Annotated in this window: 18 protein-coding genes; 16 read left to right on the plus strand and 2 right to left on the minus strand. The window is 32.2% G+C overall.

Translation table 11 applies throughout. The features are described 5' to 3' along the window. Positions 1-2: 2 nt before the first annotated feature. Positions 3-1,178, minus strand: a complete 1,176-nt coding sequence (locus ACZ2G2_RS06085) for a 2-isopropylmalate synthase (RefSeq protein WP_090836991.1) — start codon at positions 1,176-1,178, stop codon at positions 3-5. Positions 1,179-1,327: 149 nt separating this feature from the next. Here ACZ2G2_RS06085 and ACZ2G2_RS06090 point away from each other — a divergent pair, with 149 nt between their 5' ends. After that, positions 1,328-2,872, plus strand: coding sequence for a hypothetical protein (locus ACZ2G2_RS06090; protein ID WP_090836990.1), 1,545 nt, complete (start codon positions 1,328-1,330; stop codon positions 2,870-2,872). A gap of 244 nt (positions 2,873-3,116) precedes the next feature. Then, entirely contained in the window at positions 3,117-3,329 is a 213-nt protein-coding gene (locus ACZ2G2_RS06095; RefSeq protein WP_281846345.1) for a PID-CTERM protein-sorting domain-containing protein, read from the plus strand. Here the strand turns inward: ACZ2G2_RS06095 and ACZ2G2_RS06100 are convergent. After that, complete coding sequence (locus tag ACZ2G2_RS06100; RefSeq protein WP_470394530.1) at positions 3,318-3,908, minus strand: riboflavin synthase; 591 nt, start codon at positions 3,906-3,908, stop codon at positions 3,318-3,320. The genes ACZ2G2_RS06095 and ACZ2G2_RS06100 overlap by 12 nt on opposite strands. Positions 3,909-3,974: 66 nt before the next feature. Between ACZ2G2_RS06100 and pdxA the strand changes: the two genes are divergently transcribed. The 14 genes from pdxA (at position 3,975) to ACZ2G2_RS06170 (ending at position 17,175) form a co-directional block, all read left to right on the plus strand. Further along, on the plus strand, positions 3,975-5,021 hold the full coding sequence (gene pdxA, locus ACZ2G2_RS06105) for a 4-hydroxythreonine-4-phosphate dehydrogenase PdxA (protein ID WP_470394531.1): 1,047 nt from the start codon (positions 3,975-3,977) through the stop codon (positions 5,019-5,021). 72 nt (positions 5,022-5,093) lie between these two features. Next, positions 5,094-5,633, plus strand: coding sequence for a YceD family protein (locus ACZ2G2_RS06110; protein WP_090836981.1), 540 nt, complete (start codon positions 5,094-5,096; stop codon positions 5,631-5,633). Positions 5,634-5,642: 9 nt separating this feature from the next. Then, positions 5,643-5,843, plus strand: coding sequence for a 50S ribosomal protein L32 (gene rpmF / locus ACZ2G2_RS06115; RefSeq protein ID WP_027879374.1), 201 nt, complete (start codon positions 5,643-5,645; stop codon positions 5,841-5,843). 175 nt (positions 5,844-6,018) lie between these two features. Then, on the plus strand, positions 6,019-7,014 hold the full coding sequence (locus tag ACZ2G2_RS06120) for a beta-ketoacyl-ACP synthase III (protein ID WP_101202210.1): 996 nt from the start codon (positions 6,019-6,021) through the stop codon (positions 7,012-7,014). A 32-nt stretch (positions 7,015-7,046) separates the two neighbouring features. Further along, complete coding sequence (gene accB, locus ACZ2G2_RS06125; RefSeq protein WP_470394534.1) at positions 7,047-7,523, plus strand: acetyl-CoA carboxylase biotin carboxyl carrier protein; 477 nt, start codon at positions 7,047-7,049, stop codon at positions 7,521-7,523. 85 nt (positions 7,524-7,608) lie between these two features. Then, the gene (gene accC, locus ACZ2G2_RS06130) at positions 7,609-8,961 is read left to right on the plus strand and encodes an acetyl-CoA carboxylase biotin carboxylase subunit (RefSeq protein WP_272022071.1); all 1,353 of its coding nucleotides are present in this window, start codon (positions 7,609-7,611) and stop codon (positions 8,959-8,961) included. Positions 8,962-9,056: 95 nt separating this feature from the next. Beyond that, positions 9,057-9,728 (plus strand): hypothetical protein, encoded by a 672-nt coding sequence (locus ACZ2G2_RS06135; RefSeq protein ID WP_470394537.1) that lies wholly within the window; start codon positions 9,057-9,059, stop codon positions 9,726-9,728. A 26-nt stretch (positions 9,729-9,754) separates the two neighbouring features. Beyond that, positions 9,755-11,641 carry a hypothetical protein gene (locus ACZ2G2_RS06140; protein WP_470394538.1) on the plus strand — a complete coding sequence of 629 codons (1,887 nt, stop codon included), beginning with the start codon at positions 9,755-9,757 and terminating at the stop codon, positions 11,639-11,641. Between the two features lie 6 nt (positions 11,642-11,647). Further along, a complete protein-coding gene (locus ACZ2G2_RS06145) occupies positions 11,648-13,000 on the plus strand; it encodes a hypothetical protein (RefSeq protein ID WP_470394539.1) in 1,353 nt (450 codons plus the stop codon). Positions 13,001-13,022: 22 nt separating this feature from the next. After that, on the plus strand, positions 13,023-14,135 hold the full coding sequence (locus ACZ2G2_RS06150) for an NAD(P)/FAD-dependent oxidoreductase (RefSeq protein ID WP_470394540.1): 1,113 nt from the start codon (positions 13,023-13,025) through the stop codon (positions 14,133-14,135). A gap of 4 nt (positions 14,136-14,139) precedes the next feature. After that, complete coding sequence (gene mtgA / locus ACZ2G2_RS06155; RefSeq protein ID WP_101202204.1) at positions 14,140-14,823, plus strand: monofunctional biosynthetic peptidoglycan transglycosylase; 684 nt, start codon at positions 14,140-14,142, stop codon at positions 14,821-14,823. Further along, positions 14,816-15,277: a GreA/GreB family elongation factor gene (locus ACZ2G2_RS06160; RefSeq protein WP_282069625.1), complete on the plus strand. Its 462-nt coding sequence runs from the start codon at positions 14,816-14,818 to the stop codon at positions 15,275-15,277. The genes mtgA and ACZ2G2_RS06160 overlap by 8 nt, the downstream gene beginning before the upstream one ends. A gap of 54 nt (positions 15,278-15,331) precedes the next feature. Continuing rightward, positions 15,332-16,468: an NAD(P)/FAD-dependent oxidoreductase gene (locus tag ACZ2G2_RS06165; protein WP_470394541.1), complete on the plus strand. Its 1,137-nt coding sequence runs from the start codon at positions 15,332-15,334 to the stop codon at positions 16,466-16,468. Beyond that, complete coding sequence (locus tag ACZ2G2_RS06170; RefSeq protein WP_470394542.1) at positions 16,465-17,175, plus strand: methyltransferase domain-containing protein; 711 nt, start codon at positions 16,465-16,467, stop codon at positions 17,173-17,175. Before ACZ2G2_RS06165 ends, ACZ2G2_RS06170 begins: the two co-directional genes overlap by 4 nt. Positions 17,176-17,177: the final 2 nt, after the last annotated feature.

Consider the following 17,177-nt stretch of genomic DNA (forward strand, 5'->3'; position numbering starts at 1 on the left):
AATTAAGCCGAAATTATTTGTTGATACATTTTGCTAGTTTCAATAATCTGGTGGATATCACCATCATTTATTTCTTTTTTTCTATCGGCAAAATTTAAAAAGTTGGCATAAACATCATCTAATTGAAGCTTAGTTAGTTCGTAACCCACATTTTTTGCTCTGTATGCTAAAGCGGCACGACCACTTCTGGCGGTTAAAACAATTGCAGATTCTGTAACACCAACATCTTTAGGATTGATTATCTCGTATGTTTCACGGTTTTTAATCACACCATCTTGATGTATACCTGAGCTATGTGCAAAAGCATTAGCGCCAACAATGGCTTTATTAGGTTGCGTGTAAATACCCATGCTTTCTGATACTAATTGACTAAGCCCGTAAAGCATTTCGGTTTTTATACTAGTGTCTAGGTTTAGGTAAGGGTGCTGTTTTAAAACCATGACTACTTCTTCAAGCGCAGTGTTACCAGCACGCTCTCCAATTCCGTTTATGGTACATTCTATTTGTCTTGCTCCGTTAATAACGCCTTCAATAGAGTTGGCAGTTGCTAGACCTAAATCGTTATGGCAATGACACGATAAAATGGCTTTTTCAATTCCTTTAACGTTCTCTTTTAAATATTTAATTTTTGCGCCATACTCACTAGGTAAACAGTATCCTGTAGTATCTGGTATATTTAGTACTGTTGCTCCGGCTTTTATTGCAGCTTCGCATACTCTTGCTAAATACTCGTTATCTGTACGTCCGGCATCTTCAGCGTAAAACTCGACATCTTCAACAAAGGATTTAGCATATTTTACAGCATCGTAAGCACGTTGTATAATATCCGCTTTGTTAGATTTAAATTTATGAAGTATGTGGGAGTCTGATGTGCCAATTCCTGTGTGGATTCTTGGGTGTTTAGCATGTTTTAATGCTTCGGCAGCTACTTTTATGTCGTTTTCTACAGCTCTAGTTAAGCCGCAAACGGTAGCATTTTTTACGATTTTTGATATTTCTTCTACCGATTTGAAGTCACCTGGACTAGAGACGGGAAAACCTGCTTCGATTACATTAACGCCTAGTTGGTCCAATTGCTTAGCAATAATTACCTTTTGCTCTGTGTTTAGCTTACATCCTGGCACTTGTTCGCCATCACGTAGAGTAGTATCAAATATTTGAATTGAGTTTTTTGACATTTTAAGAGAGAATTATTTTTCTTTTGAATTACTAATGTATACTTTGGTTAACTGTTATAGATGTCTGTTATTTGTGATGTTACGATGTTCAGTCTTTCAAAACAATCTTAATTAATTGATAACCAGTGTTTTAAATTAATAATTAGTTGATGACTAAAGCCCAAAAAGATAATTTGTTTTTATTAGTTAAGTCTTTAACTAAGTCCGAAAAGCGACAGTTTAAGCTGTATGTTGGAAGGCTTGGGGTTAATTCTGATTCTAAATTTTTAAACCTATTTAATCTTCTTGATAAGTCTAAAGTGTATGATGAAGCTGCTATTGTTAAAAGTGGTGTGGTTAAAAAACAGCAATTAGCAAACGTTAAGGCGCATTTGTATAAGCAGGTTTTGATTAGTTTAAAATTAAACCCATCCCATCAAAATATACGCTCTCAAATTAGAGAGCAATTAGATTTTGCTTCAATACTGTATCATAAAGGGTTGTATAAGCAAAGTTTAAAGATATTAGATAAGGCAAAAGAATTGGCTATTTTAAATGAAGAAAAAAACTTAGCATTTGAAATTGTTGAACTTGAGAAAATAATTGAATCACAATATATTACTAGAAGTATAGGTAGTCGTGCAGATCAGTTAACTGTGCAGGCTAAGGAGTTAAGTGAATTAAATGTAATAACTAGTAAGTTGTCTAATTTGTCTTTACAGTTATATAGCATAATATTAAAGACAGGTTATGTTAAAAACGAAGCAGAAAGTAAAGCAGTAACCAAATATTTTGAAGACAGGCTTCCTGAGGTTGATGTAGCTAAGTTAGGATTTAGAGAAAAGCTTTGGTTTTATAAAACGCATTTATGGTATAGTTTTTTAATGCAGGATTTTTTAAACTGTTATAAGTATGCTTTAAAATGGGTGGACTTGTTCTATGAAAACCCAAGCATGATTAGTTTAAATCCAGTATTCTTCTTAAAGGGAAATAACTATTTGTTAGAGGCTTTATATTTTATTAAAAACAAGCCTAAATTTGTTGGTAAGCTATCTGATTTTTATGCTATTGTAGAGCGTTCTGATTTTCCTAAGGATGAGAATGTGGCTTCTTTGGTGTTTTTGTATGGTAATTTCCATAAAATAAATCAGCATTTTATAGATGGAAGCTTTGAAAATGGTCTTGGTTTAATTCCAGAGGTAGAAGCTGATTTGATGGTTTATTCTAATAAGATTGATGCACACCATAAAATGGTCTTTTATTATAAGTTTGCCAGTTTGCATTTTGGAGCGGGTAATAATAAGGAGTGTATTAGATATTTGGATAAAATTATATCAAACAAGTCTTTATCTATGCGAGAGGACTTATTATGCTTTTCTCGAGTTTTAAATTTAGTTGCGCATTATGAGGCTGGTTTAGATTATCATTTAGAAACCTTATTGCGTAGTACTTATAAGTTTTTAATAAAGATGAATGATTTGCACGAGGTGCAAAAAGAAATGATAAAGTTTATTAGAGGGCTTCAGGATATTTACCCTCAGGATATTAAAAAAGAGTTTAAGAAACTTTTAGAAGTCTTAAAACCTTTTGAAGATCATCCATTTGAGCGTCGTGCATTTTTGTATTTAGACGTAATCTCTTGGCTTGAGAGTAAAATTAGTAATAGACCGGTAGGTCAGATTGTAAAAGAGAAATATCTAGCTTTACACGGTTAAAAACAGCTTATATAAGCTACTAACTTGTGATTTGCACTTGGTTTTAGCGTTTTTGATAGTTTGGAACTGTTTTTGTATTACAACAAATAGAGATTGATAAAGCCTTCGTTGAATGGGCGAAAACACACCGAAATCGGCATTTCATCGATGAAAAAAGCGTTTTAAAGAGGTTTTTTAAGAAAAAAGCGTTTTAAAAGTTTTGATAGCCTAGTTTTTTTCATACATTTACACTCTCAAATCAAGCATGAAGACAATAAAAACATTAATAGCAAACATCTTATTTTTATTAATAAGCGTAGTTGGTATGGCCGATTCAGGACCACCACCACCTTTAGAAAACGGAGCGCCACCTGCACCAGGTCTTCCTATTGATGGAGGTCTAGTAATCTTAGTTGTATTAGGTCTTGTATATGGTGTGTATAAAGTAGTGTCTTCTAAAAAATTATTAAAGGCTTAATTCGTTAAGGCGCTTTACGTATTTTCCAATGACATCAAATTCTAAATTTATTTTTGTCCCAATTTTAAATTGTTTAAAATTAGTATGCTCATATGTATAAGGTATGATAGCAACACTAAAGCTGTTTTTTTGAGAATTAACAACCGTTAGACTAACTCCGTTTACAGTAATAGACCCTTTTTCTATGGTTATATTATTTAGTTTTGAATCGTATTCAAAAGTATATAACCAACTTCCATTAGTGTCTTTTGCTTCTATACAAACAGCTGTTTGGTCTACGTGACCTTGTACAATGTGACCATCTAGTCGGTCACCAAGCTTCATGGCGCGCTCTATATTAACAAAATCATTTATTTGTAAATCACCAATATTAGTTTTGTCTAAAGTTTCTTTAATGGCAGTAACTCTATATTGGTTATCATTGATTTCGACAACAGTCAAACAAACACCATTATGTGCAACACTTTGATCTATTTTTAATTGGCTAGCAATAGTGCTTTCAATAGTAATATCTAAATTATCTTTTATAGTTGATAATTGTTTGACCGTACCCAGTGTTTCAATTATTCCTGTAAACATAAACTTAATGGTATTATTTAGTTAAATTTGCTTTGGTAAATTTACAAACAATAGTTAGTAGAATTAATGAAGAAAGAAGAAAATATTAAACTAGGAATTTCTATAGGAGATTTAAACGGTATAGGAGCAGAGATTGTTTTAAGGATTTTTGAAGACAATAGAATGTTAGATTTTTGTACGCCTATTATTTTTGCCTCTATCAAAACAATGAGTTTTGTTAAAAACCATTTTAATTTAGATATTAACTTAAACGGGATTCAAAATGTTAGTCAAGCGCTACATGGACGTGTTAATGTTTTAAATTGCTGGAAAGAAAATGTTGCTATTAATTTTGGACAAGAAGATCTAAAAATTGGAGAGTATGCAATTAAGTCTCTTGAACAGGCTACTAAATCTTTAAAGGAAGAAGAAATAGATCTTTTAGTTACTGCTCCGATTAATAAACATAATATTCAATCCGAAACCTTTAAGTTTCCCGGTCATACAGATTATCTTAATCAAGAATTAGAAGGTAATAGTCTTATGTTTATGGTTTCTGATGGGTTACGCGTTGGTTTATTAACGGATCATGTTCCTGTAAAGGATATTGCAATGCATATCACACCAAAACTGATAGAAGAAAAAATTAATACAGTTTACAATTCGCTTAAGCAAGATTTTCAAATCGATAAACCTAAAATTGCAGTTTTAGGCATTAATCCACATACAGGAGATAATGGTGTTATTGGAACGGAGGATGATACCGTTTTAAGACCAACACTTCAAAAAATAAAGGACTCTGGTAAGCTAGTTTTTGGTCCATATGCGGCAGACAGCTTTTTTGGATCAAACAATTATAAAAATTTTGATGCTATAATTGCGTCATACCATGACCAAGGATTAATACCTTTTAAAACATTATCTTTTGGGCAAGGTGTAAATTACACTGCAGGTTTAAACAGAGTAAGAACATCTCCAGACCACGGTACAGCCTATGAGATAGCTGGAAAAGGTGTAGCTGATGTTGGTTCTTTTAAAGAAGCTATCTTTACAGGAATACAGATTTTTAAAAATAGAAACGAGTATCAAGAGCTTACTAAAAACCCATTAGGATTTTCAAAAAGAAAGATATAAACAAAAAAATGTTTATAAGTCTTTATAATAAAGAAATTTTTATATATTTGCAGGCTCAAAATAGATGTGGTAATGAAGCAATTAAAAGAATTTACAATACCATTTGTAGGTTTAAAAGAAGGAAAACATCTTTTTGATTATAGTATAGATCAAACGTTCTTTAATCACTTTGAGTATGAAGATTTTAACTCATGTGATATTAAAGTAAATTTAACTTTTGTAAAAAAATCAACTTTACTAGAGTTAAATTTTGAAATTTCGGGAACTGTAAACGTCAATTGCGATGTTACAAATGAGCCTTTTGACTTACCAATAGAAACTAGTTTTGATTTGGTAGTTAAATTTGGAGATGAATATAATGACGATTATATTGATATATTAATCATTACTCATGGAGAGTATGAAGTTAATATACAACAGTATATATATGAATCTATTGTATTAGCATTGCCAAGTAAGCGCATACATCCAGGAGTTGAAGACGGAACATTAGATTCTGATATACTTGACAAATTAGATGAACTTAGCCCAAGGCTAAAAGATAAAAAAGAAGACAAAGAGGAGACCGATCCTCGTTGGAATACATTAAAAAAACTATTAACGGATAAATAATAATATAAAATGGCACATCCTAAAAGAAAAATCTCGAAAACAAGAAGAGATAAGAGAAGAACACATTACAAAGCAACTGCGCCACAAATTGCAACTTGCCCAACAACTGGTGAAGCTCATTTATACCACAGAGCGCACTGGAGTGAAGGAAAACTTTACTACAGAGGTCAAGTTTTAATTGACAACTCAGTAGAAGAAAACGTAGCATAATACTATGCATGCATATAGAAAAACGCTCACTTGTGGGCGTTTTTTTTATGATTTGTTTTTCTTTACGTTAAAAAGCATTTACTTTGCATAGAAATAGTCTAAAAAAGACTAATTTTATTATAATTAAGTCAATTTAGGTCGTTTTTGACCTTTTTTTGACGAAAATAACTAAAATATGAGCAAAATCTCTGCTGCAATAACTGCTGTTGGTGGTTACGTACCAGACTATGTTTTGTCTAACAAGGTTCTAGAAACACTTGTGGATACAAACGATGAATGGATTACATCAAGAACAGGAATTAAAGAGCGTAGGATTCTTAAATTAGAGGGCGAAGGAACATCATACCTAGCCATTAATGCAGCTAAAGATCTGCTTAAAAAACAAAATATAGATCCTAAGGAAATTGACTTAGTCATTGTTGCAACAGCAACACCTGACATGCTTGTTGCTTCTACAGCTGTATATACAGCTACAGAAATAGGCGCAACAAATGCGTTTGCATACGATCTGCAAGCAGCGTGTTCAAGTTTTCTTTATGGACTATCTACAGCAACAAGCTATATAGAATCAGGACGTTATAAAAAAGTCTTATTAATAGGAGCAGATAAAATGTCTTCTATTATTGATTATACAGACCGTTCTACATGCATCATTTTTGGTGATGGAGCTGGTGCCGTATTGTTAGAACCTAATACGGAAGGATTAGGGTTGCAAGACGAGTACTTAAGAAGTGATGGTTCTGGAAGAGATTTTTTAAAAATTGAAGCAGGTGGATCAATTACACCGTCTTCACAAGAAACCATAGACAATAAACAACACTTTGTGCATCAAGACGGACGTACAGTGTTTAAATTTGCGGTTTCAAACATGGCGGACGTTTGCGAAAAAATAATGCAACGTAACAACTTAACTAATGATGATGTATCATGGTTAGTGCCACACCAGGCTAACATGCGTATTATAGACGCTACAGCTAAACGAATGAATTTAGAAGACGATAAAGTCTTAAAAAATATTCATAGATATGGTAATACAACTTCTGCAACATTACCATTACTACTTTATGATTTTGAATCTAAACTTAAAAAAGGAGACAATCTAATATTTGCTGCTTTTGGAGGTGGATTTACGTGGGGATCTATTTATTTAAAATGGGCCTACAACTCTTAAACTAACTAAAACTAAATTAATAACTTATAATTATGGATTTAAAAGACATTCAAAACTTAATTAAATTTGTTGCCAAATCTGGTGCAAGTGAAGTTAAATTGGAAACTGACGACGTAAAAATTACGATTAGAACCGGTTCTGATACAGAAACAACTTACGTTCAGCAAATGCCAATGCAGGCCCAAATGCCAATGCAACAAGCAATGCAGCCAGCACCGGTAGCAGCAGCTCCAACAGATGCAGCTCCAGCTGAAGACGAAAATTCAAAATATATTACTGTAAAGTCTCCTATTATCGGAACATTTTACAGAAAACCATCTCCAGATAAACCATTATTTGTAGAGGTAGGACAGACTATAGCAGAAGGAGATGTACTTTGTATTATCGAAGCTATGAAATTGTTTAACGAAATAGAATCTGAAGTATCAGGTAAAGTCGTTAAAATATTAGTGGACGATTCTTCTCCTGTAGAGTTTGATCAGCCATTATTTTTAGTAGACCCATCTTAATTTTAGATTGTTAGAGATTAAAGTATGTATAATAAGTACTTTAAAATCGAATAATCCCATCGTCTAATTATCTAATTTAAAAAAGATGTTTAAAAAAGTATTAATTGCCAATAGAGGAGAGATAGCATTACGTGTTATCAGAACCTGTAAAGAAATGGGCATAAAGACAGTTGCAGTATACTCTACTGCGGATGCTGAAAGTTTACACGTCAAATTTGCTGACGAAGCAGTTTGTATTGGACCAGCAGCTAGTAGTGAATCCTATTTAAAAATGTCTAATATTATTGCTGCAGCAGAAATTACAAATGCTGACGCGATACACCCAGGTTACGGATTTTTATCTGAAAATGCTAAGTTTTCAAAAATCTGTGAAGAACACCAAATTAAATTTATTGGTGCTTCAGAAGACATGATTAACAGAATGGGAGACAAGGCTAACGCCAAAGCAACAATGATTGCTGCAGGTGTACCAGTAGTTCCAGGAAGTGAAGGTATAATTGAAACCTTTGAAGATTGTATTAAAGTTGCTAAAGAAACCGGTTACCCAGTAATGCTTAAGGCGTCTGCAGGTGGTGGTGGTAAAGGTATGCGTGCGGTTTGGAAAGAAGAAGATTTACAAAACGCTTGGGAGTCTGCTCGTGCAGAATCTAAAGCTGCTTTTGGAAATGATGACATGTACATGGAAAAACTTATTGAAGAGCCACGTCACATCGAAATCCAAATTGTTGGAGATAGTACAGGAAAAGCCTGTCATTTATCAGAAAGAGATTGTTCTATACAACGTCGTCACCAAAAGTTAACAGAAGAAGTGCCTTCTCCTTTTATGACAACAGCATTACGTAAAAAAATGGGTGAAGCAGCTGTAAAAGCAGCAGAATACATTAAATATGAAGGTGCAGGAACAGTTGAGTTTTTAGTAGATAAGCATAGAAATTTCTATTTTATGGAAATGAATACGCGTATCCAAGTAGAGCACCCAATTACAGAGCAAGTTATTGATTTTGACTTAATCCGTGAGCAAATATTAGTTGCAGCAGGTGTGCCAATTTCTGGTAAAAACTATTTACCACAACTACACTCAATAGAGTGTCGTATAAATGCAGAAGACCCGTTTAACGATTTCCGTCCTTCTCCAGGTAAAATAACAACATTACATGCGCCAGGTGGTCATGGTGTTAGATTAGACACGCATGTTTATGCAGGTTATAGTATACCTCCAAATTACGATTCAATGATTGCTAAGTTAATTACAACTGCGCAAACACGTGAAGAAGCGATCAATAAAATGAAACGTGCTTTAGATGAATTTGTAATTGAAGGTATTAAAACAACAATTCCTTTTCATAGACAATTAATGGATCATCCTGATTATAGAGCTGGTAATTATACCACTAAATTCATGGAAGATTTTGTCATAGAAAAACAAATAGAAGAATAAAACAAAACTAAAAACTCCGAAATCTCTTTCGGAGTTTTTTTTTACTACAAACAAAAACAATAGTATATTTGATTACTTAAACAATAGCCTTGAAAATGCGTAACTATTTTAAATTCTGTATTTTAATAATTAGCTTTTTATCTATAACGTCTTGTTTTGAGATTATTGAAGAAATAGATCTTAAATCAGATGGTACAGGTACAATGACCTATACGCTTAACTTAAGTAAAAGCAAATCGAAGTTAGCATCTATAATGTTGTTAGACTCTATAAATGGATATAAAGTGCCTTCTAGAGCAGATATTCAAAAAGGGTTAGAAGATATTGTTTCAGAACTAACTAAAGCTGAGGGCATCTCTAATATCAAGAAAACTGCCGATTATGATAATTTTGTGTTTTCAATACAATGTGACTTTAATTCGGTGCAAAACATTAATAAGATTTCTAATCAGATTTCTAGTAATCAAAAAAATAAAGCTATAAAATCATCGTATGCATTTGATGATAATAGTAGTGTGTTTAAAAGAAAGTATACACATTCCGAAGACGTTACAAAAGCATATAATAAGCTTAACACAGAAAACAAAAAAGTGTTTGATGATGCCTCTTACACTGTAATTTATAGATTTGAGAACGAAGTTACTTCTCAAAACAACCAAAAAGCTAAAATTTCTAAATCAAAAAAAGCAGTCATGCAACGTGTAAGTGCTATGGATGTAATCAATGGTACAGGTGATTTTAGTACTCAAATTTTATTAAAAAAATAATCCTTAAACTAACAACCAATATAGTAATGAAAAAATTATCATGCCTAATCATGCTTTGCCTTTCGGTAGTTGCAGTAGCACAAAACACAATATCTAAAATACCTAGTGATGCTTCTATTGTAGCGACTATTAAAGGAAAAAATCTACTGCAATTAATGTCTATGGAAGAGATTAATAACTCTTTTGTAGGTATTGAAATGTTAAAAGAAATGTCTAGAAAAAACAGCGACTTTAAATCTTTAGAGGACTTTGGTTTTAATTTAGGAGCGTCTTCGCATTACTTTTTTCAAGCAAATGATAGTATAAATTATAACGCTTTTATTGTCCCTATGAAGGACGTAAATAAATTTGAAGCCTTAGTATTGTCGCAAGGTAAAAAAGAAATAATTAGTCAAAACGGTGTTAGAACAATTCAGGGACAAAACGAAAGCGCAATCTTTTGGGATGCTTCAGCTTTAGTTGTCGTGGACGCATCAATGAATAATTATTTTTTTCAAGATAAAACCGTAATGGCGCGTTATGGTCTTAAATCTGAATCTGCGGAAGCATACGATGAAGAAGAAACGATTGTGGAATCAACAGAAGTATATGAAGAGGAAGTAGAGGAAACAGTAATAGAGTCTACAGAAGTGTCTGAAGAAGTATATGAAGAAGAGGAAATAGAAGAAACAGTTATTGAGTCTACGGAAGATTACAACGATAACGATGACAACTATAGTTATTACGATGTGTATGATGCAAATAACAAAATAAAGCGAGAATTATCTGAAAATTGGGCTACATTAAAGGCAATACAAATTTTAAAACAAGCACCTAATCGCTCGATCTTAAAAAATAAATCTTACTTAAAAAGTTTAGATGACAATGCAGAAGCAACATTGTGGGTACACGATTTTGGCCAGTTGTATTCTAATGTTTTAGGGGGTTTGTATTTTAGCGAGTTAGCCGGATTTGATTTAGGTCAGATGTATGCTAACAATGGTTTAAGTGCAAAGTTATTACTTGAAAACGACAGAATGGAGCTTAGTACTAGTTACAGAATGTCTGATCAAATGGCGGAGAGCTATAAGAAAATGACCTCTAGAAAGCTTAATAAAAAGTTTTTAGACTATGTTAACGAAGATAGAATGATTGGTTACATGAGTTATGCTATGGATACAAAAGCAACATTAGAAGAGTATCCTATAATTTTAAAGTCTATTTATAAAAACATACCGTATTATGGAGAAGAAGCTGTTTTAGGACTTGATATGTTTTCTTTATTATTGGATGAAGCAGCAGTTGGGGAGGTGTTAAATGGTGATTTATTATTTTTATTATCTGGTATCTCTAAACAAGAAGTAACGTATACGACGTATGAGTATAATGATGATTACGAATATATTGAAGTTGAAAAAACTAAAACAGAAACAATTCCGGACTTTTTATTAATGGCATCTACTGAAGATTCTAGCATGTTTACTAAGTTAATAAAGTATGCTGTAAATAAAGAGATGGTGACTTTTGATAATGGTTATTACTCTTTTGTAATTCCAAAAAGCCCATTATCATTGCACTTTGTAATTAAGGATGGTATTGTATTTTTAGGAACATCAAAAGCTGAAATGAGAAAAATAACAACGGGTACTTTTGATGCTAAGTTATCTTCTAAACATAAAAAAAGGATGTTAGATAATAGCACTTCATTATTTGTAAGCGCAGAGCAGTTGGCTTCTCAATTACCAATTGAAGAAATGGGGCTTGACGGAAGCGGAAAGTTAGAGTGGTTTTTAAATACGTCTGAGGATGCTTATATGACGGCTTCAAAAATAAAAGGTAATACCGTTGAGACTAAGATGGTAGTTGGTGTTCCTGGATCAGAAAAAAATGCATTAAAGTACATTTTTACTATTATCGATAAATTTGCAAAGTAATAGGCAATGAAGTTTAAAAAAATATTAAAAAGAGCAGCCATTAGTATTAGTGTGCTGCTCTTAATTTTTAAAGGTGTTTTAATGTATCGTGATTATACGTCCTATAAAGATGTGATACATAAAAATGCCAATCAAATTGTAAAAGTTAGAGTAGATGGGATCTTTCAATCTATTGCTTTTAATGCGATTAAAAACCCGTCGTATTATTTAAAAAAAGATTCAAAAAAAGAGTCTGAGGATGATAAAAAATCTGATGATAAAGGCGTTTCTGTTCCTGCAAACCTATTTTTGTATACTCTAAATAATTACTCAAAAACAACTGTTTTTACGTCGTTTAAAATTTCAGATTCTTCAGCATTTAAAAACTTTATTACTTCTAAATTTCAGTTTAAAAATTTTAAATCATCCCAAACTATTACAACTGCATTTACAAAAGACAAAAAAATGCAAATTGGTTTTAATGCTAAGCAATGTGTTGTTGTGTTTAGTCAAAATCAAGAGGATGTTAACCTTGTGTTTGAAGACCTTCTTAATAATGGTATTACATTGGATCAATCAGATCAGAAATGGTCAAAGCTTAAAGCAGCGACTGCGCATGTTAATTATATCACTAAAAATAATAACTTAAATTTAGATTTTAAATCAGGACAATTGTTAATAAATGGCAACTTTATTTTACCAGAATATTTAGATGTGCCCAAAGTAATTATTGCAAGCAAATTTTCTAGTGATGCTAGTATTACACTTGATTTAAATGCAGTGTCAACGGTTAATTTTGTGTCTTTTAAACATAAAGATTTTACGGTGCAAACAGATAGTTTAAGTGCTTATTTTAAAGGGTATTTAGGTGTAGAATTAGCAAGAAAAACGACACAAATAGATTCGGTAATTACATATCAATTTAATGATGATTTTGAAAAAGTAGCAACACAAACTGCTGTAGAAAAAGAAGTGCCAGAAATTAATATTCAAATGTCTACTCAAGGGACAAAACTATATAAGTATTTAAAACAGGTAGGTATTATAAACACTAATAGGATTAGTAAAGACTTATTTCCTTTATATCAATTTAATGTAGACAGTACAACTAATGGTTTGCTTTTAAGCACAGGTGATACTCGTGTTTTTGAAACCAAAAAAATAGAACCATTAAAGGTTTTGGCATTAACTGTTGATTTTAAAAAACTACAGGAGCAAAATCACTTTCCAATAGCGTCTAATTATATGGATAAACTGTTAACTTTAAAGCTTAATGGAATTAGTAATCACGAGGAAACAATCGATGTAAGTGGTGAAGTCAATTTAAAAAATAAAGACATTAATGCGCTTGCTCAGTTTTTTATTAATCAGAAAGAATAAACAAATTTAGTACCTTACTAAAATGACATTAAGTTATTGGGAAATAAAATCATGGCTAACCAACGTAGATTATACTATTGTTGGTAGTGGTATTGTAGGTTTAAATTGCGCGCTGCAATTAAAAAAACGCTTTCCAAAAGCTAATATTTTAATTTTAGAAAAAGGAACTTTACCGCAAGGAGCAAGCACAAAAAATGCAGGTTTTGCTTGTTTTGGAAGCTTGTCAGAAATTGTAGACGATCTTAAAACACATACAGAACAAGAGGTTTTAGATTTGGTGCAAAAACGCGTAAACGGATTACAAAAATTAAGAGACAATCTTGGCGACAAAACCATAGATTACCAACAACTAGGAGGCTACGAATTGTTTAATACTAGCGGTGATTTATTTGAAACCTGCTTAGAACAAAAAACGTTGGTTAATAATTTATTGAAACCTGTTTTTGGAGACAACGTATTTAGTTTAAAAGACAACACCTTTGGTTTTAATAACATCAAGAATCAATACTGTTTTAATCAATATGAAGGACAAATAGATACGGGGCGCATGATGGAGGCTTTATTGCAAAAAGCGCTCTTAAAAGGTATTAAAATACTTAATAATGTTTCGGTGTCTAATTTTTCAGAAGAAGCAAATGCTGTTAAAGTTGAAACGAATCAATTTAGTTTTTCGACTTCAAAATTATTAATAGCTACAAATGGCTTCGCTTCAGTTTTAAATATTCCGGAAGTTAAACCAGCAAGAGCGCAAGTGTTAATTACAAAGCCTATAAAAAACCTTCATATTAAAGGTACGTTTCATTTGGATGAAGGGTATTATTATTTCCGAAACATCGATAGTAGAATACTATTTGGAGGTGGCCGTAATCTAGATTTTAAAGGCGAAGAAACTACAGTGTTAACCCAAACGGACTTAATTCAAAATACATTAGAATCACTTTTAAAAACAACTATCTTACCAAACACGCCTTTTGAAGTAGAACATCGCTGGAGCGGAATTATGGGCGTGGGTAGTCAAAAAAAACCAATAGTAAAGCAACTTAGTAATAATGTGTTTTGTGGCGTACGTCTTGGTGGTATGGGAGTAGCGATAGGTAGTTTGATTGGAGAAGAATTAGCCAATCTTATAGAATAAAAGCATGCATAATATTTTCAGGTTTATTGCTAAAATACTCGTTTGGTTTGTTATTATAACAGTTGGGATAGTTGTGTTTTACAAATGGGTACCGGTACCAATAACACCTTTAATGGTTATTAGATATTTTGAAAAAGACAGTCCAAAATTATTGAATCACGATTGGGAGCCAATAGAAAACATATCCAAAAATTTGCAGTTAGCAGTTATTTGTAGCGAAGATCAAAGTTTTTTAAAACATACAGGGTTTGACTTAAATGCAATTGAAAAAGCGTACGAAAACAATAAAAAAGGAAAACGTGTTAAAGGCGGAAGTACCATAAGTCAGCAAACAGCAAAAAATGTATTTTTATGGCCACAGCGTAGTTGGTTACGTAAAGGTTTAGAAGTTTATTTTACGTTTTTAATAGAGACCATTTGGGATAAAGAACGTATTATGGAAGTCTACTTAAATAGTATAGAAATGGGCAACGGTATATATGGCGCAGAGTCGGCAGCTCAATATTGGTTTAAAAAACCAGCTTCAAAATTATCAAAATTAGAAGCCTCTGCTATAGCAGCAATATTACCCAACCCGAGAAAATATAAAGCAAATCCGGTGACTAATTATATAGCATCTAGAAAAAGTTGGATAATGACACAGATGAATTTTTATGGTACTTTAAATTATAAAACGGAGGATGAATAGCACAGTAAAGATTAAACAAGCATTGCATGATAGTTGCGCTTTGTTTACAAAAAATAGGCTGGATACCATAAATAAAACAATTTCAGAATTACAAGAATCCTTAACCTCTGAGACTAAAAGTAGTGCTGGTGATAAGCATGAGACTGGGCGAGCTATGGTGCAATTAGAACGCGAAAAAGCAGGACATCAATTAGCTCAAATCCAAAAAGTAAACCAGTTATTAGTCAAAATAAGTACAGAAAAGACCTCTAAAATTATTGGCTTAGGTAGTGTTGTTTATACCACAAAATCCAATTATTACATTGCTATAAGTGCTGGAGAGCTAGAGGTTGACACTCAAAAATTTTATGCAATTGCAGCCAATACGCCTATTGCACAATTGCTTTTAGGTAAAACAATTGGCGATGATATTGTTTTTAGGGCACAAAATTTTTCAATAACAAATGTTAACTAACGTCTAAGTCAACAATTTTCGAGGTATCTTTAGTAAAATTGAATTAGAAAAAAGTTGAATATAATTCCCTCAAATTTTGATGTTATTATTATTGGTGGAGGATTAGCAGGTCTTAGTAGTGCTATCCATTTATCAAAAAATAAGCATAGTGTTTTGGTTATCGAAAAAAACGAGTATCCAAAACATAAGGTTTGTGGCGAGTATATTTCTAACGAAGTCTTACCTTATTTAAACTTTCTGGGAGTAGACGTTTTTAAACTAGGCGCAAAAAGGATTGATAAATTTGAACTATCTACACCTAAAAACAAGCTTGTAAAAGCCAATTTGCCTCTTGGTGGTTTTGGTATTAGTCGCTATTGTTTAGATAACCAATTGGCAAAAGTTGCATTAGCAAATCAGGCGACCATTACTCAAGATACAGTAGAAAATGTAACGTTTGCTAATGATGTGTTTTCGGTTGAAACTAAAACAAATAAGTATACTTCAAAAATAGTGATTGGTGCTTATGGCAAACGTGCTAATTTGGATGTTAAGCTCAATCGTAATTTCATTAAAAACAAATCACCATTTTTAGCAGTTAAAACACATTTAAAAGGCGTTTTTCCTAGCAATTTAGTAGCACTTCATAATTTTGAAGGCGGTTATTGTGGTATCTCAAAAGTAGAAGACGATAGTATAAATGTATGCTACATCACCAATTTTGAGGCTTTTAAAAAGTATAAAGATATTGACGAATTTCAGCGGAAAGTGCTTTATAAAAATACCGCTTTAAAATCAGTATTTGAAAACACAACTTCAGTTTTTGAAACGCCTTTAACTATTAGTCAGATTTCTTTCGAAACCAAAAACCCCATAGAAAACCATATGTTAATGTGTGGCGATACTGCAGGAATGATTCACCCTTTATGTGGTAACGGAATGAGCATGGCAATACGCAGTGCACAAATGGCATCACTATTAATTATTCAATTTTTTAATGGTGCAATAAAGGACAGAGAAGGATTAGAAAAACAGTATCTTAGAGAATGGAATACCGAGTTTAAATCGCGATTAACAACAGGTCATATTGTAGCAAAACTATTTAGTTACAACAAATTGGCTGAGGTTTTAATACGTATCGTAAAAACAATACCAAGTATTTTGCCACAAATTATTAAGCGTACACATGGTAAAACAATGACAATTAAATGAGTGTTTTAGTAAATACAAAATATAGAAGTGAAGCAGAAGAAATAATGGACGATTTGGATTATAATGGTCCAATACTTCATGATGCATTAGATAAATTAGCCAAAATTAATCAATGGTTAGGCGGAAATATTGTGACTATTAATGGCTTAAAAAAAGCACTTAAAAACCATAGTAAATCAGAAGCTGTAACCATCATTGATTTGGGGTGTGGAGGGGGAGATATATTAAGAGAAATATCACTTTTTGGAAAGAAAAACGACTATAATTTTAAACTAATAGGGATTGATGCAAACCCTCATACAGTTAATTACGCTAATTCATTATCGCAAAAATACGATAACGTAAGTTTTGAAGCAATAGATATATTTTCAGATCAGTTCAATAACTTAGAGTACGACTTAGTATTAACCACTTTATTTTTGCATCATTTTAAAGAAGATCAATTGGTTTCGTTTTTAAAACCTGTGTTGCAAAAAGCAAAATTAGGTATAGTGGTTAATGATTTACACAGACATAAATTAGCTTATTACCTGTTTAAACTTTTATGTACAACTATCAAGAACAAAACAATAGTAGAAGATGGACTAACCTCTGTTTTAAGAGGATTCAAAAGGGAAGAGTTGACAACTATTTCAAAACAAATAAATGCAAATTATCAAATCCAATGGAAGTGGGCGTTTCGTTTTCAATGGATTTTGAAGCAATAATA

The sequence above is a fragment of the Olleya sp. KKT75 genome, from assembly GCF_055635485.1.